The sequence below is a fragment of the Neolewinella marina genome, from assembly GCF_002631205.1.
Classification (GTDB): Bacteria; Bacteroidota; Bacteroidia; order Chitinophagales; family Saprospiraceae; genus Neolewinella; species Neolewinella marina.
The window spans coordinates 170,165-187,595 of the sequence record NZ_PDLO01000003.1; the positions used below are offsets into that span (position 1 = coordinate 170,165).

At 61.6% G+C, this 17,431-nt stretch carries 13 protein-coding genes; 10 read left to right on the plus strand and 3 right to left on the minus strand.

All coding sequences use genetic code 11. The annotated features are described in order from the left end of the window. Positions 1–48: 48 nt before the first annotated feature. On the plus strand, positions 49–1,137 hold the full coding sequence (locus CGL56_RS09125) for an AAA family ATPase (protein ID WP_099106232.1): 1,089 nt from the start codon (positions 49–51) through the stop codon (positions 1,135–1,137). A 15-nt stretch (positions 1,138–1,152) separates the two neighbouring features. On the opposite strand, the gene CGL56_RS09130 is transcribed toward CGL56_RS09125, so the two are convergent. Both CGL56_RS09130 and CGL56_RS09135 read right to left on the minus strand, forming a co-directional pair. Next, the gene (locus CGL56_RS09130) at positions 1,153–2,451 is read right to left on the minus strand and encodes a M23 family metallopeptidase (protein ID WP_099106233.1); all 1,299 of its coding nucleotides are present in this window, start codon (positions 2,449–2,451) and stop codon (positions 1,153–1,155) included. 89 nt (positions 2,452–2,540) lie between these two features. Beyond that, complete coding sequence (locus CGL56_RS09135) at positions 2,541–4,010, minus strand: hypothetical protein (RefSeq protein ID WP_099106234.1); 1,470 nt, start codon at positions 4,008–4,010, stop codon at positions 2,541–2,543. Positions 4,011–4,271: 261 nt separating this feature from the next. On the opposite strand from CGL56_RS09135, the gene serC reads away from it, so the two are divergent. From serC to CGL56_RS09160, 5 genes are all read left to right on the plus strand, one after another. Next, a complete protein-coding gene (gene serC / locus CGL56_RS09140; RefSeq protein ID WP_099106235.1) occupies positions 4,272–5,333 on the plus strand; it encodes a 3-phosphoserine/phosphohydroxythreonine transaminase in 1,062 nt (353 codons plus the stop codon). 103 nt (positions 5,334–5,436) lie between these two features. Then, positions 5,437–5,646, plus strand: coding sequence for a hypothetical protein (locus CGL56_RS09145; RefSeq protein ID WP_099106236.1), 210 nt, complete (start codon positions 5,437–5,439; stop codon positions 5,644–5,646). A gap of 116 nt (positions 5,647–5,762) precedes the next feature. Next, the gene (locus tag CGL56_RS09150; protein WP_099106237.1) at positions 5,763–6,407 is read left to right on the plus strand and encodes an HAD family hydrolase; all 645 of its coding nucleotides are present in this window, start codon (positions 5,763–5,765) and stop codon (positions 6,405–6,407) included. 102 nt (positions 6,408–6,509) lie between these two features. Continuing rightward, positions 6,510–8,225, plus strand: coding sequence for a T9SS type A sorting domain-containing protein (locus tag CGL56_RS09155; RefSeq protein WP_099106238.1), 1,716 nt, complete (start codon positions 6,510–6,512; stop codon positions 8,223–8,225). A 78-nt stretch (positions 8,226–8,303) separates the two neighbouring features. Continuing rightward, the gene (locus tag CGL56_RS09160; protein WP_099106239.1) at positions 8,304–11,222 is read left to right on the plus strand and encodes a TonB-dependent receptor; all 2,919 of its coding nucleotides are present in this window, start codon (positions 8,304–8,306) and stop codon (positions 11,220–11,222) included. A 76-nt stretch (positions 11,223–11,298) separates the two neighbouring features. Here the strand turns inward: CGL56_RS09160 and CGL56_RS09165 are convergent, their stop codons facing one another. Then, positions 11,299–11,700, minus strand: coding sequence for an RDD family protein (locus CGL56_RS09165; protein ID WP_143470671.1), 402 nt, complete (start codon positions 11,698–11,700; stop codon positions 11,299–11,301). Between the two features lie 258 nt (positions 11,701–11,958). On the opposite strand from CGL56_RS09165, the gene CGL56_RS18535 reads away from it, so the two are divergent. The 4 genes from CGL56_RS18535 (at position 11,959) to CGL56_RS09185 (ending at position 17,380) form a co-directional block, all read left to right on the plus strand. Then, on the plus strand, positions 11,959–12,093 hold the full coding sequence (locus CGL56_RS18535; RefSeq protein WP_262490631.1) for a hypothetical protein: 135 nt from the start codon (positions 11,959–11,961) through the stop codon (positions 12,091–12,093). A gap of 46 nt (positions 12,094–12,139) precedes the next feature. After that, positions 12,140–13,132: a S66 peptidase family protein gene (locus CGL56_RS09175; RefSeq protein ID WP_099106242.1), complete on the plus strand. Its 993-nt coding sequence runs from the start codon at positions 12,140–12,142 to the stop codon at positions 13,130–13,132. 136 nt (positions 13,133–13,268) lie between these two features. After that, positions 13,269–15,662, plus strand: coding sequence for an LTA synthase family protein (locus tag CGL56_RS09180; protein ID WP_099106243.1), 2,394 nt, complete (start codon positions 13,269–13,271; stop codon positions 15,660–15,662). Positions 15,663–15,694: 32 nt separating this feature from the next. Further along, positions 15,695–17,380, plus strand: coding sequence for a glycoside hydrolase family 26 protein (locus CGL56_RS09185; protein WP_143470672.1), 1,686 nt, complete (start codon positions 15,695–15,697; stop codon positions 17,378–17,380). Positions 17,381–17,431: the final 51 nt, after the last annotated feature.

Consider the following 17,431-nt stretch of genomic DNA (forward strand, 5'->3'; position numbering starts at 1 on the left):
CTTTCTTTGCACCTGCGTCCGCGCCCTTCACCCTTTAACCGAAACGCCATGCTCGACCGCCTCTATATCGCCGCTACCTCCCAGCACGTGGGCAAGACCACCTGCACCCTGGGCCTGATGGCCGCCATCCGGCAACGGGAATTCCGGGTCGGCTACTGTAAGCCGGTAGGGCAGGAGTGGGTGGAGCTCGGCGACCTGCAGGTGGACAAGGACGCCCTGCTGTTCGCCCGGGGCATGGATTTCGAGCTGCGGTCCGAGCTACACAGTCCGGTCATCATCGGCAGCGGGGTTACGGCCAAGTACCTGGACGATCCCTCCCGCTACCAATTCAGTTCGGCCATCACCCGGGCCAGCCGCAAGCTGCAGTCGCGCAACGACTTCGTGATCTACGAAGGCACCGGCCACCCCGGAGTGGGCAGCGTGTGCGACGTCAGCAACGCCCAGGTGGCCCAGCTGCTCAACGCCCCCGTGGTGATGATCGTGGAGGGGGGTATCGGCAGCACCATCGACCGCCTCAACATGAACCTGGCCATGTTCCGGGAACGGAGGGTACCGGTCCGCGGGGTGATCGTGAACAAGACGCTGCCGGCCAAGCTCGAGAAGGTCCGCTACTACGTCGGGAAGTACCTGGAAAAGACGGGCATTCCGCTATTGGGCGTATTGCCCTACGAGAAGATACTGGCGAACCCCATCATGGCCTCTATACGCCATGCCCTGAAGGGGCGGACCCTGATGAACCGCGAGGGGCTGGACAACCAGGTCGAGAACATTGCCAGCGGCAGTCTGCTGGCCCAGGAGGAAGTCGAGAATCTGAAAAACCTGCTGGTGATCGTCAGCCACCGACGGCTGTACGAGGCGCTGAGTGCGCTGCAAAGCATCCTGGAAGAGAGAAACCTCCCCGGGACTACCATCTCGGGTGTGGTGGTTACTGGCCTGTCAGACGATAACCCGGACCTGCCGCATTCCGACTTCCTCAGCGCCCACAACATTCCGGTCGTGGCCTGTCAGCTGGACACCTATGGGGCGGCCGTTCGCATCAGTCAGATGGAGGTGAAGATCAACCTCAAGACCCCCTGGAAGATCCGGCGGGCGGTGGAGCTGATCGAGGAGCACGTGGATATGGACCTCCTGCTCTAGGCCCGGAGGGGCTGATTACTTCTTGGCGGTATCCTCGACGGGGCTGCCTACGCTGTTCAGCTTGGCCAGGTAGTCGTCGCGCACCTGGAAGAACTCCGGCAGGTATTCCTCCGGCATGGGCTCGGCGTCCTGGAAGTCCATCTTCGTGTGGTCCACCTGCTTGCCGTGGTCCCAGAAGCGGAAACAGACGTGGGGACCGGTGGCGAGGCCGGTAGAGCCAACGTAGCCGATTACGTCGCCCTGGCTAACGCGCTTGCCGACAACCATGCCGGGTGCCCGCTTCTGCATGTGGAGGTATTGGGTATCGAACCGCTTGTCGTGCTTGATCTTTACGAAGATGCCGTTGCCGCCCGTACGCCCGGAGCGGGTGATCACGCCATCGGCAACCGCCACGATGGGGGTACCGTAGGGTGCGGCGTAGTCGGTGCCGAGGTGGGGCTTCACCCGCCGCTGGACGGGGTGGAAGCGACGCAGGTTGTAGCGGCTGCTGATGCGGCTGTAGCGGACGGGCGCCTTCAGGAAGGTGGCCTTCATGGGCTGGCCGTCGAGGCCGAAGTAGCCCGCCTGGGTGCTGTCTTCGCTTTCGAAGTAGAAGGCGTAAATGTCCTTGCCACCGGTGCTGTAGCGGGCGGCGCGGACGCGGCCGAAACCGGCTTCTTCCCCCTCAACGTATTCTTGTTCGTAGACCAGCTGGAAGGCGTCTCCCGGCTGGACGTGGTAGAAGTCGACCGACCACTGCAGGGCGTCTTCCATCTTGTCGGTGAGCGCGAAGCTGTGTCCGGCACCGACCATGGCGTTCCAGAGGGAGGTTTCCACTTCACCCGCGGCGAGTTGCTCGGACATGGTTACGGGCAGGGTAGCGTACTCATCCCGGCCGGTGCCCTGGAGGTCGAGCCGCAGGTAGCGGTAGACCGACGGAACGTAGACGAGGAAGTCAGGACCCGGGGTGTCCTCGTCGTCGAGGATCTGGTAGGGGCGGCCGGCGCGCAGGTTCCGCACGTCGAGCATGGCATTGAAGCTGTTGGCGGCGTCGAAGGCTTCCTGGGCGCCCATGCCATGCCCGAGGAGGATATCGGAGAGGGTTTGGCCGTATTCGATGGTGTTCTCCTCGATCAGGAAAGTGTCAAGGGCTACGCCGTAGCGGACGGTGGGTTCCACGATGGGGAAGCCAGTGGCGGTGAGTTTCGGGTTGCCGGGGGCGGGGGAGGCGTTGGTCAGGCTGGAAAGGATGGTTCCTCCCGCCAGCAGGCAAATTGTGATGGCCAGCAGGCCCGAAAGGACCCGGCGTGACCGAACATTAAGCGATGATCTCACGTACAGATAGGTTTATATACAATGCAGGGGGCCGGTAGCTGACCTTCCGCAAATATAAAAACTTAATCCGTAGGTGCGCCCCCGCTGCCTCAGGGGGTTCTGACGCGGGTGCTTTCCTGGATCCAGCAACCCACGGTGAAGGTGGATCCTTCCTGGATTCCCCGCTGGAAAATGTCGGCCCGCGAAGGCATATACTGGGTATAGCGTCCGATGAGCTGGTTGGCCTTGGCGGCTACCGAGGGGTCGACGGATTTGGCGCGCTGCCACATGTCGATGGCCGGCCAGACGACAACCTGGCTGTCGAAGCCGGTGCCCGGGCCACACAGTGGTCCGCTGCTGGCGTAGAGGGTTCCGATCAGCATATAGGGTTCGCCGTTGGTGGGGTCGGCCTGGGCGGCGCGGCGGGCGAAGGCCCGGGCCTGGCTGAAGTTGCGCAGGTCGCGGTAGTAGATTTTGGCCGCCGTGAGCAGGTAGCGGCTTTTCCGCTCGCCATCGGTGGATTCCTCGGCGGCCTTTTCGAAAAGGCGGACAGCCTCGGCCGACTGATTGCTCTTCAGGGCATCGTAGGCCTGCCGCAGGGTGCTGCCGCCGGAGGGGCCGGCTTCCACTACGGCGCAGTTTGCCTCGTAGGCTTTCTTCACCCGCTGGAACTCAGGGGAAGACTCCGCGCAATCGGCCCACTGCAGGCGGGAGTAGGCGGTGGTAATCGCGTCGCAGTCGTTGGGGTTGGCCTCGAAATCGGGGTAGTATTCGCGCAAATAGTATTGGCAATCGTAAAAACCCTTCACGGTTTCAAAGTACTGCAGGCTGCTGGGGGCGTAGGCCTGGATGGCCTGCCAGGGGGCGCACTCGGTACCGCTGCATTCCTCAAGACCCAATTCCAGCCGCGTTTTCAGCGCGTTGACGATCTGCTTGGCCTCGGCGTCCTCGATCTTGCCGGCGTCGTGCTGGTCGACCACCAGCCGCGACATGGGGTTGATCACGAAGTACTGCAGCTTCTCCGGACCGTCCATCTCGATGCTCTCCTTGAACAGGGCGTAGATCTCGTCTTCCGTGGCCGTGCCGGGGTAGGTGTAGTAGCTGTCGAATGCCTGGATGGCCGCCATGTACCCGTCGCCGGGGTAGCATTCCCGGGCCTGTTCGTATAGCATCAGGATGGAATCGCCGTACACCTGCCGCTTGTCGGGGTTTTGCTGGATGAGGTAGTTGTAGAAGGCTACACCATCGGTATAGACGGTGGGGCGGCGCCCGTCGGCCGCGGGGCTCACGGCGTAGACCTTGCGCCAGGTTTTGAGGGCGCGGTCCATCTCCTTGGCTTTCAGGGCGGCGCGGTAGATGACGTAATTCGTTTCTGCGTCGTCGGGGTTAGGGGCGTCGGTAAATTTCGGGCAGCTGCTCAGCTCTTCCCCGGGCCGCGCGGGGCGGGTGACCGTGGTGGTCTTTTTCTTGTCGGCGGTGTCTCCATCCGCCGTGGCGGGGCCCGCCGCCTTGGGCGTACAACTCAGCACCAGGAACAGCAGGGAGACGGAAAGCAACAGGTAGGTTTGAATGCGGGTCATGTTAAGCGCAAGGTTAAGTGGCACTATAAGTAGGCGAGGCGGCCGGATGTTGACCCCAAAATTGAAGTCGGTCGGCTACGGCCAAAATTAACTTTCCCCCGCGAATCGCTCCCGGGTTAAACGGATCCGCTACTCAGCGGCCGGAAAACGCAGCTGTTCCGGTCGGGATCATGGGGGGTGGAGCCAAACTATCCCCGCAGAAAACAATTCTATGCAATCACTGCTAATCAGAGGTACTTTTGCCCCCGCAAACCACCCCCCATGAAAAAGATCAATTTTAGTGCCGGACCGGCCATCCTTCCCGCCAGTGTGCTCAAGCAGGCCTCCGCGGCCGTGGAGAACCTGGACGGCAGCGGCCTGTCTATTCTGGAAATCAGCCACCGTTCCGACGCCTTCGACGCCGTACTGTTGGAAGCCGAACAGCTCGTCCGGGAACTGCTCAACGTTGGCGACGACTACGGCGTACTCTTCCTTTCCGGCGGTGCCAGCTCCCAGTTCTTCATGACGGCCATGAACCTGCTGAACCCGGAGGAAACCGCCGGATACCTGGATACCGGCTCCTGGTCGGCCAAGGCCATCAAGGAGGCCAAGCACTTTGGCAAGGTGAACGTCATCGCCAGCAGCAAGGAGAGCAACTACAACCACATCCCGCGGGAGTACACCATCCCCGAGGGATTGAAGTACGTCCACCTGACCAGCAACAATACGATCTTCGGTACCCAGTTCAAGGAGTGGCCGGAAACCGACCTTCCCCTCGTGGCGGATATGTCTTCCGACATTCTGAGCCGTCGCATCCCCCTGGAGAAGTTCGGCATCATCTACGCCGGAGCCCAGAAGAACCTCGGCCCCGCCGGAGCTACCCTGGTGATCGTCCGTAAGGACCTGCTGGGAAAGGTGCAGCGTAACCTGCCCAGCATGCTTGATTACCGCGTCCACATCGACGGCGGCAGCACCTTCAATACGCCGCCGGTGTATCCCATCTATGTAATGATGCTTACCCTGCGCTGGATCAAGGAGCAGGGCGGCCTGGAAGGAATGGAGAAGCTCAATGAGCGCAAAGCCAAATTGCTGTACGACGAGATAGACCGCAACCCCAAGTTCCGGGGTACGGTAGCCGACGAGCAAAGCCGCAGCCTGATGAACGTGACCTTCGTCTGTACGGACGAAGCGGACACCGATGCGTTCCTGGCTGCCGCCGAGGCTGCCGGCTGTGATGGCATCACCGGCCACCGCAGCGTAGGTGGTTTCCGGGCCAGCATCTACAACAGCATGCCGTACGAAGGGGTGGAAACCCTGGTGCGCGTAATGCGCGAATTCGAGTAATCCGGATTTCGGTCCCGGTAAACAGGCCATTCGTCGAATAAATCCGCCGTTTGCCCGCCCATTGTGGTATGGCAGCGGCGGATTTCCTATATTAGCAGACGTAATGACGCACCCTAAGGTCAAGTTGATCACCATCGTGCTCGCGCTCTTCATCTGCAGCGCGGCCTGCTCCGGCTTTTTAGTCGGCCGGACCGTCAAGCTCCAGAAGGAAGGCAAGTTTGAGCAGATCCAGCAGGTCAGCGACCAGGCCTTCGATTTCGGAACCGTCGTCTGGCGGGGTGCCGAAGTGATCCGTCGCGTGATCCTCCGCTGATCCGAACTTTTCCCCCGCTTACCTTTCTTCTCCTAATTAGCATCAGACATTCCGTCCTGCCCGACTCAGTTATTTTCGGGCTGCCGGGAGATTTTCACCTGTTTTAAAGAATAGATATGCTGCGTGGATTGCTCTGCGATTTAGATGGCACCCTGGCCGATTCCGAACCCCTGCACTGTGCAGCCTGGCTTTCGCTCCTGCAGGACGACTATGGCCTGGCGTACGACGCTCACTGGTTTGAGCAGTGGATCGGCACCAGCGACCGGGTAGTGGCCGAATGGCTGATTGGCGAGCACGGTTGGTCCATGACCGTTGCCGAACTGGTAGAACAGAAACAGCAGCGATTCCAGGACTCCGTACGGCGGGAGGGACGCACCTTTGAGGGGGTGCCGGAAGCCCTAGAGGCCATCGCCGGGCGGTTTCCCCTGGCCATCGCTACGAACAGCGGCCGCTCGGACGCCGACCTGATGATCGAAGCTACCCGCCTGGACCGCTACACCTCCATCAGCGTGACCGCCTCCGACGTGGAAAACATGAAGCCGGAGCCGGATATTTATTTGCTGGCCGCCGAAAGGCTGGGGCTGCCCGCCACGGCTTGTATTGCCATCGAGGACAGTGGGCCCGGAGGGATTTCGGCCAAGGAGGCGGGCTGCTACCTCATCGGCCTCACCGAAAAGGTGGGGAACGCCGATGAAATGGCCGAGTCCAATGCCGCCGCCCTACGCCGTGCCTACGCCCTGTTGGAGCGCGACGCGGAGTAGATCGTGTCCCCTTCACAATAAGTTAACCTAATTGTAATAGGGAGTTTATGGATCAACGGGACCTTTGTGGGCAATCAGAGACCCCAAAGAAACCCAAGCTCTATGAAGGCTAACTTTACCCTGCTTATTGTTGCCCTGTTTTGTGCCGCCCCGGGCATGGCCCAGACGCAGGTCGTAGTCACCGACAACGACCTCGTAGGCGGAGAAACCTACACCTGGAGCAGCGAAAACGAATACATCCTGGATGGACTGGTCTACCTCGAAGCCGGCGCCATCCTCAACATCGAGGCCGGTACCGTAATCCGGGGCCTCGGCGGTGCCGACGTCTCCACCGGCGACAACACCTCCGCCCTCATCATTTCCCAGGGTGCCCAGATCTTTGCCCGCGGCACGGCCGAAGCGCCCATCATTTTTACCGCCGCCGAGGACGACCTCAACGACCCCCTTGACTTCGACCTCACCGACCGCGGTGAATGGGGTGGACTGATCATCCTGGGCAAGGCCACCATCGCCCGCCCCGGAGGTTCCGACGGCATTGAAGGCATCGATGCCGCCGAAGCCCGCGCCCGTTTCGGAGGCAACGAGGACGACGACAACAGTGGCGTACTGAACTACGTATCCATCCGCCACGGCGGCGCCCAACTCAGCACCGACAATGAGATTAACGGCCTCACCCTCGGTGGGGTAGGCTCCGGTACGGAGATCGACTACGTCGAAGTCTTCGCTAACCTTGACGACGGCATCGAGTGGTTCGGCGGAACCGTCCAGGTGAATCACGCCGCCGTCGCCTTCTGTGGCGACGACGGGTTCGACTACGACTACGGCTGGCGGGGCGGCGGACAGTTCTGGTTCGCCCTCCAGGGCCCCGGCGACGCCACCGGCCGCTCCGGCGAGCACGACGGTGCCAGCCCCGATGAGCAGCAGCCCTTCAGCCGCCCCACCATCTACAACGCCACCTTCATCGGTATCGGGGAGAACGAAACCGCCTCCGGTGGCGATGCCGGCCGTTCGCTCCCCCTGTCGATCCTCTTCCGCGACAACGCCGGCGGCTACTACCACAACTCCATCTTCATGGACTTCAACGGGGCGGCCGTCGCCGTTGAGGACCGCACGGACTCCGAGGTGGATTCCTACTCCCGCCTGCTGGACGGTGACCTGGGCTTCTTCAACAACTACTTCTTCGGGTTCGGCCGTGGCACCACCGCCGCCGACCTCTTCCTGGCCGTCGACCAGAACGAAGCCATCGTGCCGGCCTCCAGCGCCAACGTAGCCGCCAACTTCCTGGCCAACGGCAACGTGATCGCCGACCCCATCCTCAATGGCCTGGACAGCCGCGACCTCGACGGCGGAAACATTGACCCCCGGGTGTATGCCTTTGGTCCGGCTGCCGTAGGTGCCCCCGAAGCCAGCGCCGGTTTTGAAACCACCGCCTACTTCGGCGCCTTTGCCCCGGGCGCTTACGCCAACGACGACCGGAGTTGGGTGACCGGCTGGACCGCCCTGGCCGAGTATATGGTTACCGGTGACTTCACCAACGGGGTAGGGCAGGTGGCCGCGGGAGGCCTGCTGCTGGACGCACCCGTACCCAACCCCGCCCGACAAACCGCTACCGTCGGCTTTGAATTGCCGCAGCCGGCTCAGGTTACCCTTACCGTCTTCGACCTTTTCGGTCGGCCCCTGCAGCAATCCACCCGCCGCTACGACGCCGGTGCCCAGCAGGAAACCCTGGACGTAAGCCAACTGCCCAACGGCAACTACCTCATCGTCCTTGACGCCGCTGGCAGCCGCCTCCTACAGAAAATGGTAGTAGCCCACTAAGCGGTTACCCCAAAAAACCGGGCCGCTCCGCGGAGCCGCCCTCCCTCTAATATTCTAGTGCACACAATTCTCTTTCTTATGCTTAACCGCATGTTTTCCTTAGTGGCCCTCCTGTTGGTATCGGCTACCGTCCTGTCCCAGAAAGGCGCCATTTCAGGAACCGTATTTGACGAGGACGGATTCCCCATGCTGGGGGCCAACGTCGTCATCCAGGGCACCTCCATTGGCGCCCAGACCGACTTCATCGAGGGTAAGTACCAATTCCAGGCCGAGCCCGGAGTGTACACCATCTCAGCCACTTACGTGGGCTACGCCGAACAACTCCTTGAAGGGGTAGAGGTGAAAGCCAACGAAACCACCATCCTGGACATCACCTTTGCCGAGGATACCGGTATTGAACTGGCCCTCGACGTTACCGTTACGGCTCAGGCCCTTGAGCGGGGGGAGGTTGCCGTGATGAAGCTGCGGCAGAACAGTGACAAGGTGCAGGACGTGATCTCCAGTCAGGAGATTCAGCGTCTTGGCGCCGGCACCGCCGCTGCGGCCCTGACCAAGGTAACCGGTACTACGGTGGTGGACGGCAAATACGTCTACGTGCGTGGCCTCGGCGACCGCTACTCGGCCACCACGCTCAATGGACTGCAACTGCCGAGCATCGACCCCTACCGCAACTCCGCCCAGCTCGACCTGATCCCGACCACGGTGCTGGACAACATCACGGCCAGCAAGTCATTCACCCCCGACCTCCCCGGTGACTTCACCGGTGGCAGCGTGAACATCAAGATCAAGGCCCTGCCCGAGCGCTTCACCTGGGGCGTGTCGGCCTCCGGAGGCTACAACAACCTGAGCAACTTCCGCAACGACTTCCTCACCTTCCCCGCCGGCGACAAGATCGGCCTCGGGTACAACGATGGCACCCTCGACGGTCCCGCCATCCTGAACGACCCGCGGCTCAAGGACCTCAACGCCCTGAGCAGCAACGTCGACCGCCGCGCCCGCCGCGATCCGGAACTTGCCGCCGCCGTAGAGGACGTAGCCAACGGATTCGGTAATGCCTTCACCCTGGGCAACAAGCGCACCGGCCCCGACTACAGCCTGAGCGCCAACATTGGCAACCAGCTCATGCTCGGCACCATGCCGCTCGGCTTCTTTGCCACGGCTTCCTACAGCCGGGAATTCAGCCAGTACACCAACGGCCGCCGCGGCAACTTCGTCAACCCCGGTGGCAACTCCGGCAGCCTCCAGGAAATCTACGACCTGAACGACTCGAAGAGCGTGGAATCCGCCCAGCTCGGCGGCATGGTCGGCCTGACCCTGCGCCCCTCCGCCTCCAACAGCCTCTCCTTCTACACCATTTACAGCCACCAGGGCTTCCTGGAAGGCCGCATCCTGGAGGGCAGCAACGAGAGCAAGGGTGCCGCGGGCACGGAAGACAACTTCTACCGCTCGCAAGCCTCCACCTTCATGGAGCGGGAACTGATCGACTACGTACTGCAGGGTGACCACACCCTCACCGGACTGGGTAACACTAAGGTAGAGTGGTCGGCCAACTACATCGACAGCAAGCAGAACGAACCTGACCTGCGCTTCGCCGAGTACATCGAGCAGGGCGACCGCTACATCATCGATCCCAGCCAGTTCAGCCGCCCCAGCCGCTTCTTCCGCGACCTGGCCGACGATACCTACCAGGGCTCCCTGGACATCACCGTTCCGGTACTGCAGGGCAAGAGCCGCGGCAACGCCCTCAAGTTCGGTGGCATGTACCGCAACAAGCAGCGCGACTTCAACGAAACCATCTATGCCTACGAGAACGACCGCGGTCTTTCCTTCACCGAGGCCGGTGGTGACTTCGGCGTGTACTTCGGGCCCGAGAACCTTGGTGTTCTGGAACAGGTCAACGGACGCAACCTGGTGGGTGTCTATGTCTTTGACAACAGCAACCTGGCCAACAGCTACACCGGCAACTACTCCGTCGGCGCCGCCTACGGTATGATGACCTACGAGGTCAGCCCCCGACTGAAGGCCATCTTCGGTCTCCGGGCAGAGCAAACCCGCATCCTCGTGGAAAGCGACGTTGTCGGCATCGAATACGAGCAGGCCGCCGCCAATGGCCGCACCCCCGATATGAACCGGATCGACGACAACACGGCCGACATCGACACCCTGTCGTTCATGCCCGCCCTGAACCTGGTGTACAAGCTCGGCGAGAATACCAACCTGCGCGGCAGCTTTACCCAGACCGTCGCCCGCCCCAACATGCGGGAAGTGGCCCCCTTCGGTGCCTTCGGCTTCCTGGGTGAGCCCATCGTCTTCGGTAACCCCGACCTTGAGCTTACCAGCGTCGACAACTACGACCTACGCTACGAGATCTTCCCGAACGCCGGAGAGGTACTCGCGCTGAGTGCCTTTTACAAGCGCTTCCGGAACCCCATCGTGACTACTTTCCGCCTGTCCGGCGACCAGCAGTTCACCTGGACGAACTCCGAAAATGCCGACCTCTACGGTCTGGAAATTGAGGCCCGCAAGTCGCTGGGCTTCCTGAACGAAAAGCTGGACAACTTCACCCTGAGCACCAACCTGGCCTTCATCGAAGCCCGGCAGCAGATCGATGCCGCCGAGGTACGGCTGGGGCAGGCGGTTGATCCCGACTTCAGCGCCAACCGCCAGTTCAACGGTCAGTCGCCCTTCGTAGCCAACGCTAACCTGAGCTACGCTACGCCGGAAACCGGCTGGGACGTGGTGGTGGCTTACAACTACTTCGGCGACCGCCTGCAGAGCATCGGTGCCGTCGGTAGCCCCGACATCTTCGAGCGCGGCCGCAGTCAGCTGGACATGAGCATCAGCAAGAAAATCGAAAACTTCAAGTTGAGCCTGCGTGCCCGCAACCTGCTCAATCCCGCCTTCGAGAGCTTCTCCACCTTCGGTGGGCAGGAGTACATCTTCCAGAGCTACGAGCGCGGCCGCGAGGTCTCCTTCGGCATCAGCTACGGGATTTAATGGCCCCCAAGACGCACTAGATTACATTTCTGTAGTCCCCTTTCCATGCCCTTCGCGCTCCGCGCGAAGGGCTTTTTTATTTACGGCGTTCGGTCTTGGCCACGTAATCGTGGAGGAAGTGGTCGTTGAACAGGGCGAACAGGAGGAGGACAGGGGCGGTAAAGACGCTGAACGCTTTCACAAAAGAGCGGACGATGCGCGTTTCCACGCCGGGGCGCTCTCCTGACCGGGTTACCACCCGCGAACGGCGGAGGCTGACCAGGGCCGGATGGTAATCCACGATACTCCAGTAGAGGGTAGCACCGAAGAGGGTGGTGAGCATCACGCTGCCGCCGCCCTCCAGCAGCAGGGGCAACCACTGCTCGGTATCGTACCCGAAGGGAAGCTCGCCCCGGTACAGGAAGAACTGGACCCCGATCACGGCAAGCATGACGAGGCAGTCTGCGAGGTAAAGGAGATAACGGCCCAGAATTCCCATGGTAGCAAGTGATTTTGTCTTCCCAATATCGGCGCGGCTTCCTGCAACCGCCAACTTACTCGACGTAGGGCGGGGTAGGCTAGACGAGAATCCACACCGAAATAAGGGTGAACGGCATCTTGTTGAAAGATAAGGGTTTGGGCGCATTCCGAGGCGACTAATCATACCCCGGTTGTGGAACGAATGCCGGGAATGTGTCCCGGGAAAACCACCCGTTTCGGGGGAGCTTTGGAACAGTTTCACCTGAATACCCACGAGATGCAACTTCCCGACTTCTTCTCCCGGCGTCACCCCCTGCTCAAGTTGGCTGGCCTGCCGGGCCTCCTCTATACCCTGACGCTTTTTCTCAGCTTCGTAGCCGGCTATTTCCTGGGCTACGCCCCGCTGGCCTGACCGCCCGGCGACTGGAAAGTCTGCCTGGGTGGATTAACTTGCCCGGATGGACCGTCGAACCTTCACTACCCGTCTGGCTGCCACCCTGGCCTTGCCCTTGCCCCTGGCTGCGGCACCCGCGCGCCGCCGCCCCGAAGCCCCCGCCCGCCTCAGGAAGGGGGATACCATAGGGCTCATTACCCCGGCCAGTTACCTTGACGATGACGGACTGGAGCGGGCCGTTACCCAGATTGAAAGTCTCGGGCTGTTGGTAAAACTGGGCCGCTACGTGCGCGCCGAACGCGGGTTCCTGGCCGGTACGGACGCCGAGCGCCTGGGCGACCTCCATGCCATGTTCGGCGATCCCCAGGTGAGTGCCGTGTGGTGCGCCCGGGGCGGCTACGGCAGCGGACGGCTCCTGCCCGAGGTGAACTTCAACCTCATCCGCCGCAACCCGAAGATTCTTATCGGCTACAGCGACATCACGGCACTGCTGAACGCCATTACACGGGAAACCGGCATGATCACCTACCATGGCCCCGTGGGTAGTTCGGAGTTCACGGACTTCACCGAACGCCACCTGCGTATGGCCATCTGGGAGGGAGAGGAGTGGCAGCCGATTGTTCCTGCGGAGGGAAGCGGAGACCCCTACATCATCCACCCCGGACAGGCATCCGGCGCTCTATGGGGCGGCAACCTGAGCCTGCTGGCGGCCATGGTGGGCACCGACTTCGTCCCCCCGGTGGAAGGCAACCTGCTCTTTATCGAGGAGGTAGGGGAGAAGCCGTACCGGATCGACCGTATGCTGACCCAGCTGCGGCAAGCCTGGAAACTTTCCTCCGCCGCGGGAATCATTCTGGGGAACTTCAACGACTGCGAGGCCGACGCCGGCGACCGCTCCCTTACTTTGAAGGAAACGCTTACCGACCGGCTGGGAGATCTCGGCATCCCGGTCGCCTACGGAATGCCCATCGGCCACGTGAAGGATATGTGTACCCTGCCGGTGGGTGGGCGGGCCACCTTTGACGCCCTTGACCTAAAACTTACCGTGCAAGGCTGACGGCGGCGGCGCGCGGGTGCCGGGATTTTGCCCCGAAAGCCACATACCCCGAAATAATTGCCGGAAGCGCATACCTTTATTACGGTGCAGCCCGGTGAAATGGAAAGGGACTGACTGCGCGGCTGCGGATTGGCTTATGAAAGTTGTTACACTCACCCTGCTCTTCCTGATACTTTGCTGTACTTCGCTTTCCGGAGCGACGGATACCCTGCGGCAACAGTTCGTCTACGCCCCCGAAGACGGCGGTGCCGTTTTCCTGGTTTGGAAACCGATCAACTTTTCGGTGCTTGAGGGGCAACGGTGGAACGATGGAGTGCGGGTAGTTGATTCTCTGCTGTACACCCCCATGACCCCGGGGCGGGAGGGTTTTGAGGCCGAGCTGAAACTTCCCCCCGATTCGGAATTCTACTACTGCTTCTGGATCACGGAAAATGAGGCGGGTGATTTCCGCGACTACTGGGACACCCGTGCGGGAGCTACGGTGACGGTAGATCCCGACCGCCCCATCCGCCGGGTGGGTACGGTGGAGGGGGAAGCGGAAGGGGGCGTGACCATAGGCGACCTGGGGCTCATCCTGCTGGTGGTACTCCTGGTGACCTACGCCCTGCTGCGGTGGCTGAGCCGCCACCGGCTGAAGGAAAGGCAAATACCTGCCCTCGACCGGATCTTCGCCCTCGGCCTGGGGCTGGCCGCCGTACACCTCATTGCCCGGGCGGATATTATGGAACTCACCCCCCGGATCATCTGGCAATCACCGCGCTGGTCATTGGTCTACGTGTTGTCCGGTGCAGCCCAGGACTTGCTGCTCGTTGGAGGAGTGGTGAGCCTTGGCTGGGGAGCCTTGGCGGCGGCCCGTAACCGGATCCCTGAGGGGTGGATTACGGCCGGCTTTACCGTAATCACCCTGCTGCTGGCCCTGTCTAGCCTGGTAAACGTTGATACCGTCGCCTACCTCGGCAACCCCTTCACTTATCAGTGGTTATACTACTCCGATTTCATGACCACCAAGGATTCCTGGGGTGCCATCGGCGAACAGGCCTCGGGGGGCAGGGCCGAGGAATTGCTGTTTTTCTGCGCCAGCGTGCTGCTGCTGAGTCGGATCGCCGAGCTGGCGACGCTCTGGGGGCCCCGGCGGGCGGGTACCTACCTACTTGGCGCGGCCCTTTTTGGAGTTATCAGCCTGAGCCTGCTGCTGTCGTACCGCCGTCCGCCCCCCGCTCCAGCCGGGCAGCTGGACAACGCCGTGGCTACTTTCGTCCGCTCGGCCTTTGCCTCCGACACGCCTTCGGCCTTCAGCCAGCAAAGCTTGCCGCCTGGATCCCTTCCCTTTGCCGAAGTCCCGTCTAAAGCGCCGGTTACGACTCCGGTAGGGGATGACCGGGTGAAGAACCTCCTGTTCATCGTATTGGAATCGGTCGGTGGTGTATACTTGGATACCTACCACGGTCCCCAGGGATTGGCAGCCCCCCTGGCGCCCTATCTGGACCGAGCCATGAGCTTTCCGAATATCTACGCTCACGCTCCGTCCACCAACTGTTCGATGGTTTCCCTGCTCACGGGGATTTACCCGAAGCTGTCCTACGAAAGCGTAACGCGGGAGCTCACCACGGTTGATTTCCCTTCCCTGCCATCCGTCCTGGAGCAGGAGGGGTACCGCACCTCCTTCTTCTCCTCCGCGGATCAGTCCTGGCAGAGTGCCCTGGATTACCTCCAGCACCGGGAATTTGACGTGGTGAAGGATTACCGCGACATTGAGTGTGAGGAACAATTTCGCCTGGATGTCCATTCCTACCGAGCCGGAGCGGGGGTGGACGATGAGTGCCTGGTGGGAGAGCTGGGGCGTTGGCTGGACGAATCACCGCATGAGCCCTTCTTTTCCATGCTCTGGACGGTGCAGGCGCATTATCCCTACTACTACGCGGGGGAGGAATACGATTACGGGGTGGGGGATTTCAGCTACAACCGCTACCTCAACGCCGCCCGCCACGATATGGAGATGGTGATCCGGGTGCTCGACGACCTGCAGCGGCGGGGACTGGATTCCACCACGCTGGTCGTCGTGACGGGAGACCACGGGGAGGCCTTCCAGCAGCACGGCCACAGCGGACACGGCAATACCCTGTACGAGGAAGACCTCCGCGTCCCCCTTTACCTGATCAATCCCGTGTTGTTCAATGGACAGCGCAATAGCGGCCTCGGCGGCAGCAAGGATATTCCCGCTACGGCACTTTCCCTGATCGGTATAGCGCCACCCGCCGACTGGCAGGGCAGAAACCTGTTGTCATCACCCTCAGAAGAAGGGTTTTACTTTGCTCCCTGGACGCAGCTTTACTTTGGGTACCGCAAGGGCGACATGAAGTACATTTTCAACGAATCGACGAGCACCGTAGAAGTCTACAACCTGGCGAATGATCCCTTGGAGAGGATGGATTTGTCCTCCTCGGTTTCCCCGTCCTCCATTGACTCCGCCCGGCTACGGGTAGCAAGCTGGGTGCAGCACCAGAATCACCTTTACGAATCCTTCCAGTGATCCACAAGCGCAAATACTTTTGGCGGTACACCATGCTAGCCATCGCGGCGGTGGGCATCATGATCTACCTCCTCGCCCCGGTATTTGGCTGGATGCTGGACGCGGTGAGTCCCCGTGGCAATGCCCTCTACCCAACGCCCGAAACCCAGCTCATTGGCCGGGTGGAGTTGGGGCAACAACCGAGTGGAGCGCTGCCCCCGCCCCTGCGGCAGTACGCGCTGGACCTCAGCCACCTGGCCGGCTGGTCCGATGATGAGCTTCCGGTCGGTGACCTGGCGACTAACCTCCCCGCAATGGTTACGCTGCGGACCTGGAGTGGGGGCAGCAGATCCTACGACGACAATCCCCTTCTGGACATCAAGGAGGGCCGGTACGATGATCTCTTCCAGCGCTTTCTGGGTGCATTGCCCGACGGGGGAGCGGGAGTTTTCCTGCGGTTCAATCCGGAAATGGAAGTTCCCGTCGAAGCGTATCCCTGGCAGCAGTACCCCTCCGTTTACATCGAAGCATACCGGCATTTTGCCGCCCTTTGCGACAGCCTGGCACCCCAGGCCGTGCGGGTATGGGCACCGGCGGGATACCCGGGCGCACTGGAGTATTACCCCGGTGATGACGTCGTAGATGCGGCCTCGGTCACCTTCCGCTACGCCGGGGAGCAGGAACTCTCGGCCTATCCCCGCGACCTGCCGGCGGAGGAAGAGCTATACCGACGGTTGCACCGGCTGCGTTTCCTTGCAGTTCCCATCTACGTAATCCACGAAGGGGACGCCGGTGGACCACTGCCAGACCTGACGGGGGTGGTGGAGAAGCTTCGCGCAGCCCCCCAGGGTACCTATGGCGGCCTCCGATCCCTGGATGAGGTGGAGACGCACCGTCGTCCCCACCGTCAGGTAGCGTTCACCTTCGGGCTTTACGACCCCCAGGGCCGCCTGCTGGGTGCCGAAAGCATTTCGGCGGAACACCTTTTCGTCGATTTCCGGTCCGTTCAGGACGGCTCCTTCGACTCCCTGATGCAGGCCGTGCGCGCCCGTGGGCATACCCCGATCGTCAGCTTTGAACCCTTCCACGCGCCCGACGACATCCGCGACAAGGATGTACTGGCGAACGTGGCGGCGGGACGGTACGACAAGGAGTTGCAGCGGCTGTACCGGACGCTGGGTGCAGCCGCCGACCGGGTGTACTTCCGCTACGCCCACGAGATGGAAATCCCCATCCACCGCTACCCCTGGCAGAGTCAGGACCCCCACACTTACATCCGGTCCTTTCGCTACGTTATGGATCCCGGCAAACTACCCGCAAACGTGAACCGGGTCTGGGGACCGGCCGGCGACCGGGGCTCCCTGGAGTGGTATCCGGGCGACGACTACGTGGATTACCTCAGCATTGCCATCTACGGCCTGCCCGACAAGAACATTACCGACCCCCGGAAGCAGGAGCAATTCGCCACCGTATTCAATCGCAAGATGTGGCGGATGCGCTTCGTGGACAAGCCGGTGTTCATCACCGAATTCGGGGTGAAGGGGCCGGAGGACTATCAGACGGAATGGTTGCTGGGCGCGGCGCGGACCCTGCGGGGCGACGACCGGGTGGTGGGGATCAACTACTTCAATATGTCCGACACCCCCAAGGCCTGGGGAGACATTAAACCGCCGGACTGGAGCATCACCCGGGCTACGCTGGATGCCTTTGTGGAGGAGTTGACCGGGGCCGGGAAGTAGCGATGGACCGGACCGATCAGGAACAAGGTTAACAAATTGCCGTCCGGCGGT

Coding starts and splice junctions, on each gene's coding strand:
- CGL56_RS09125 (WP_099106232.1), top strand. CDS start 49: ATGCTCGACCGCCTCTATATCGCCGCTACCTCCCAGCACGTGGGCAAG.
- CGL56_RS09135 (WP_099106234.1), bottom strand. CDS start 4,010: ATGACCCGCATTCAAACCTACCTGTTGCTTTCCGTCTCCCTGCTGTTC.
- serC (WP_099106235.1), top strand. CDS start 4,272: ATGAAAAAGATCAATTTTAGTGCCGGACCGGCCATCCTTCCCGCCAGT.
- CGL56_RS09145 (WP_099106236.1), top strand. CDS start 5,437: ATGACGCACCCTAAGGTCAAGTTGATCACCATCGTGCTCGCGCTCTTC.
- CGL56_RS09150 (WP_099106237.1), top strand. CDS start 5,763: ATGCTGCGTGGATTGCTCTGCGATTTAGATGGCACCCTGGCCGATTCC.
- CGL56_RS09155 (WP_099106238.1), top strand. CDS start 6,510: ATGAAGGCTAACTTTACCCTGCTTATTGTTGCCCTGTTTTGTGCCGCC.
- CGL56_RS09160 (WP_099106239.1), top strand. CDS start 8,304: ATGCTTAACCGCATGTTTTCCTTAGTGGCCCTCCTGTTGGTATCGGCT.
- CGL56_RS09165 (WP_143470671.1), bottom strand. CDS start 11,700: ATGGGAATTCTGGGCCGTTATCTCCTTTACCTCGCAGACTGCCTCGTC.
- CGL56_RS18535 (WP_262490631.1), top strand. CDS start 11,959: ATGCAACTTCCCGACTTCTTCTCCCGGCGTCACCCCCTGCTCAAGTTG.
- CGL56_RS09175 (WP_099106242.1), top strand. CDS start 12,140: ATGGACCGTCGAACCTTCACTACCCGTCTGGCTGCCACCCTGGCCTTG.
- CGL56_RS09180 (WP_099106243.1), top strand. CDS start 13,269: ATGAAAGTTGTTACACTCACCCTGCTCTTCCTGATACTTTGCTGTACT.
- CGL56_RS09185 (WP_143470672.1), top strand. CDS start 15,695: ATGCTAGCCATCGCGGCGGTGGGCATCATGATCTACCTCCTCGCCCCG.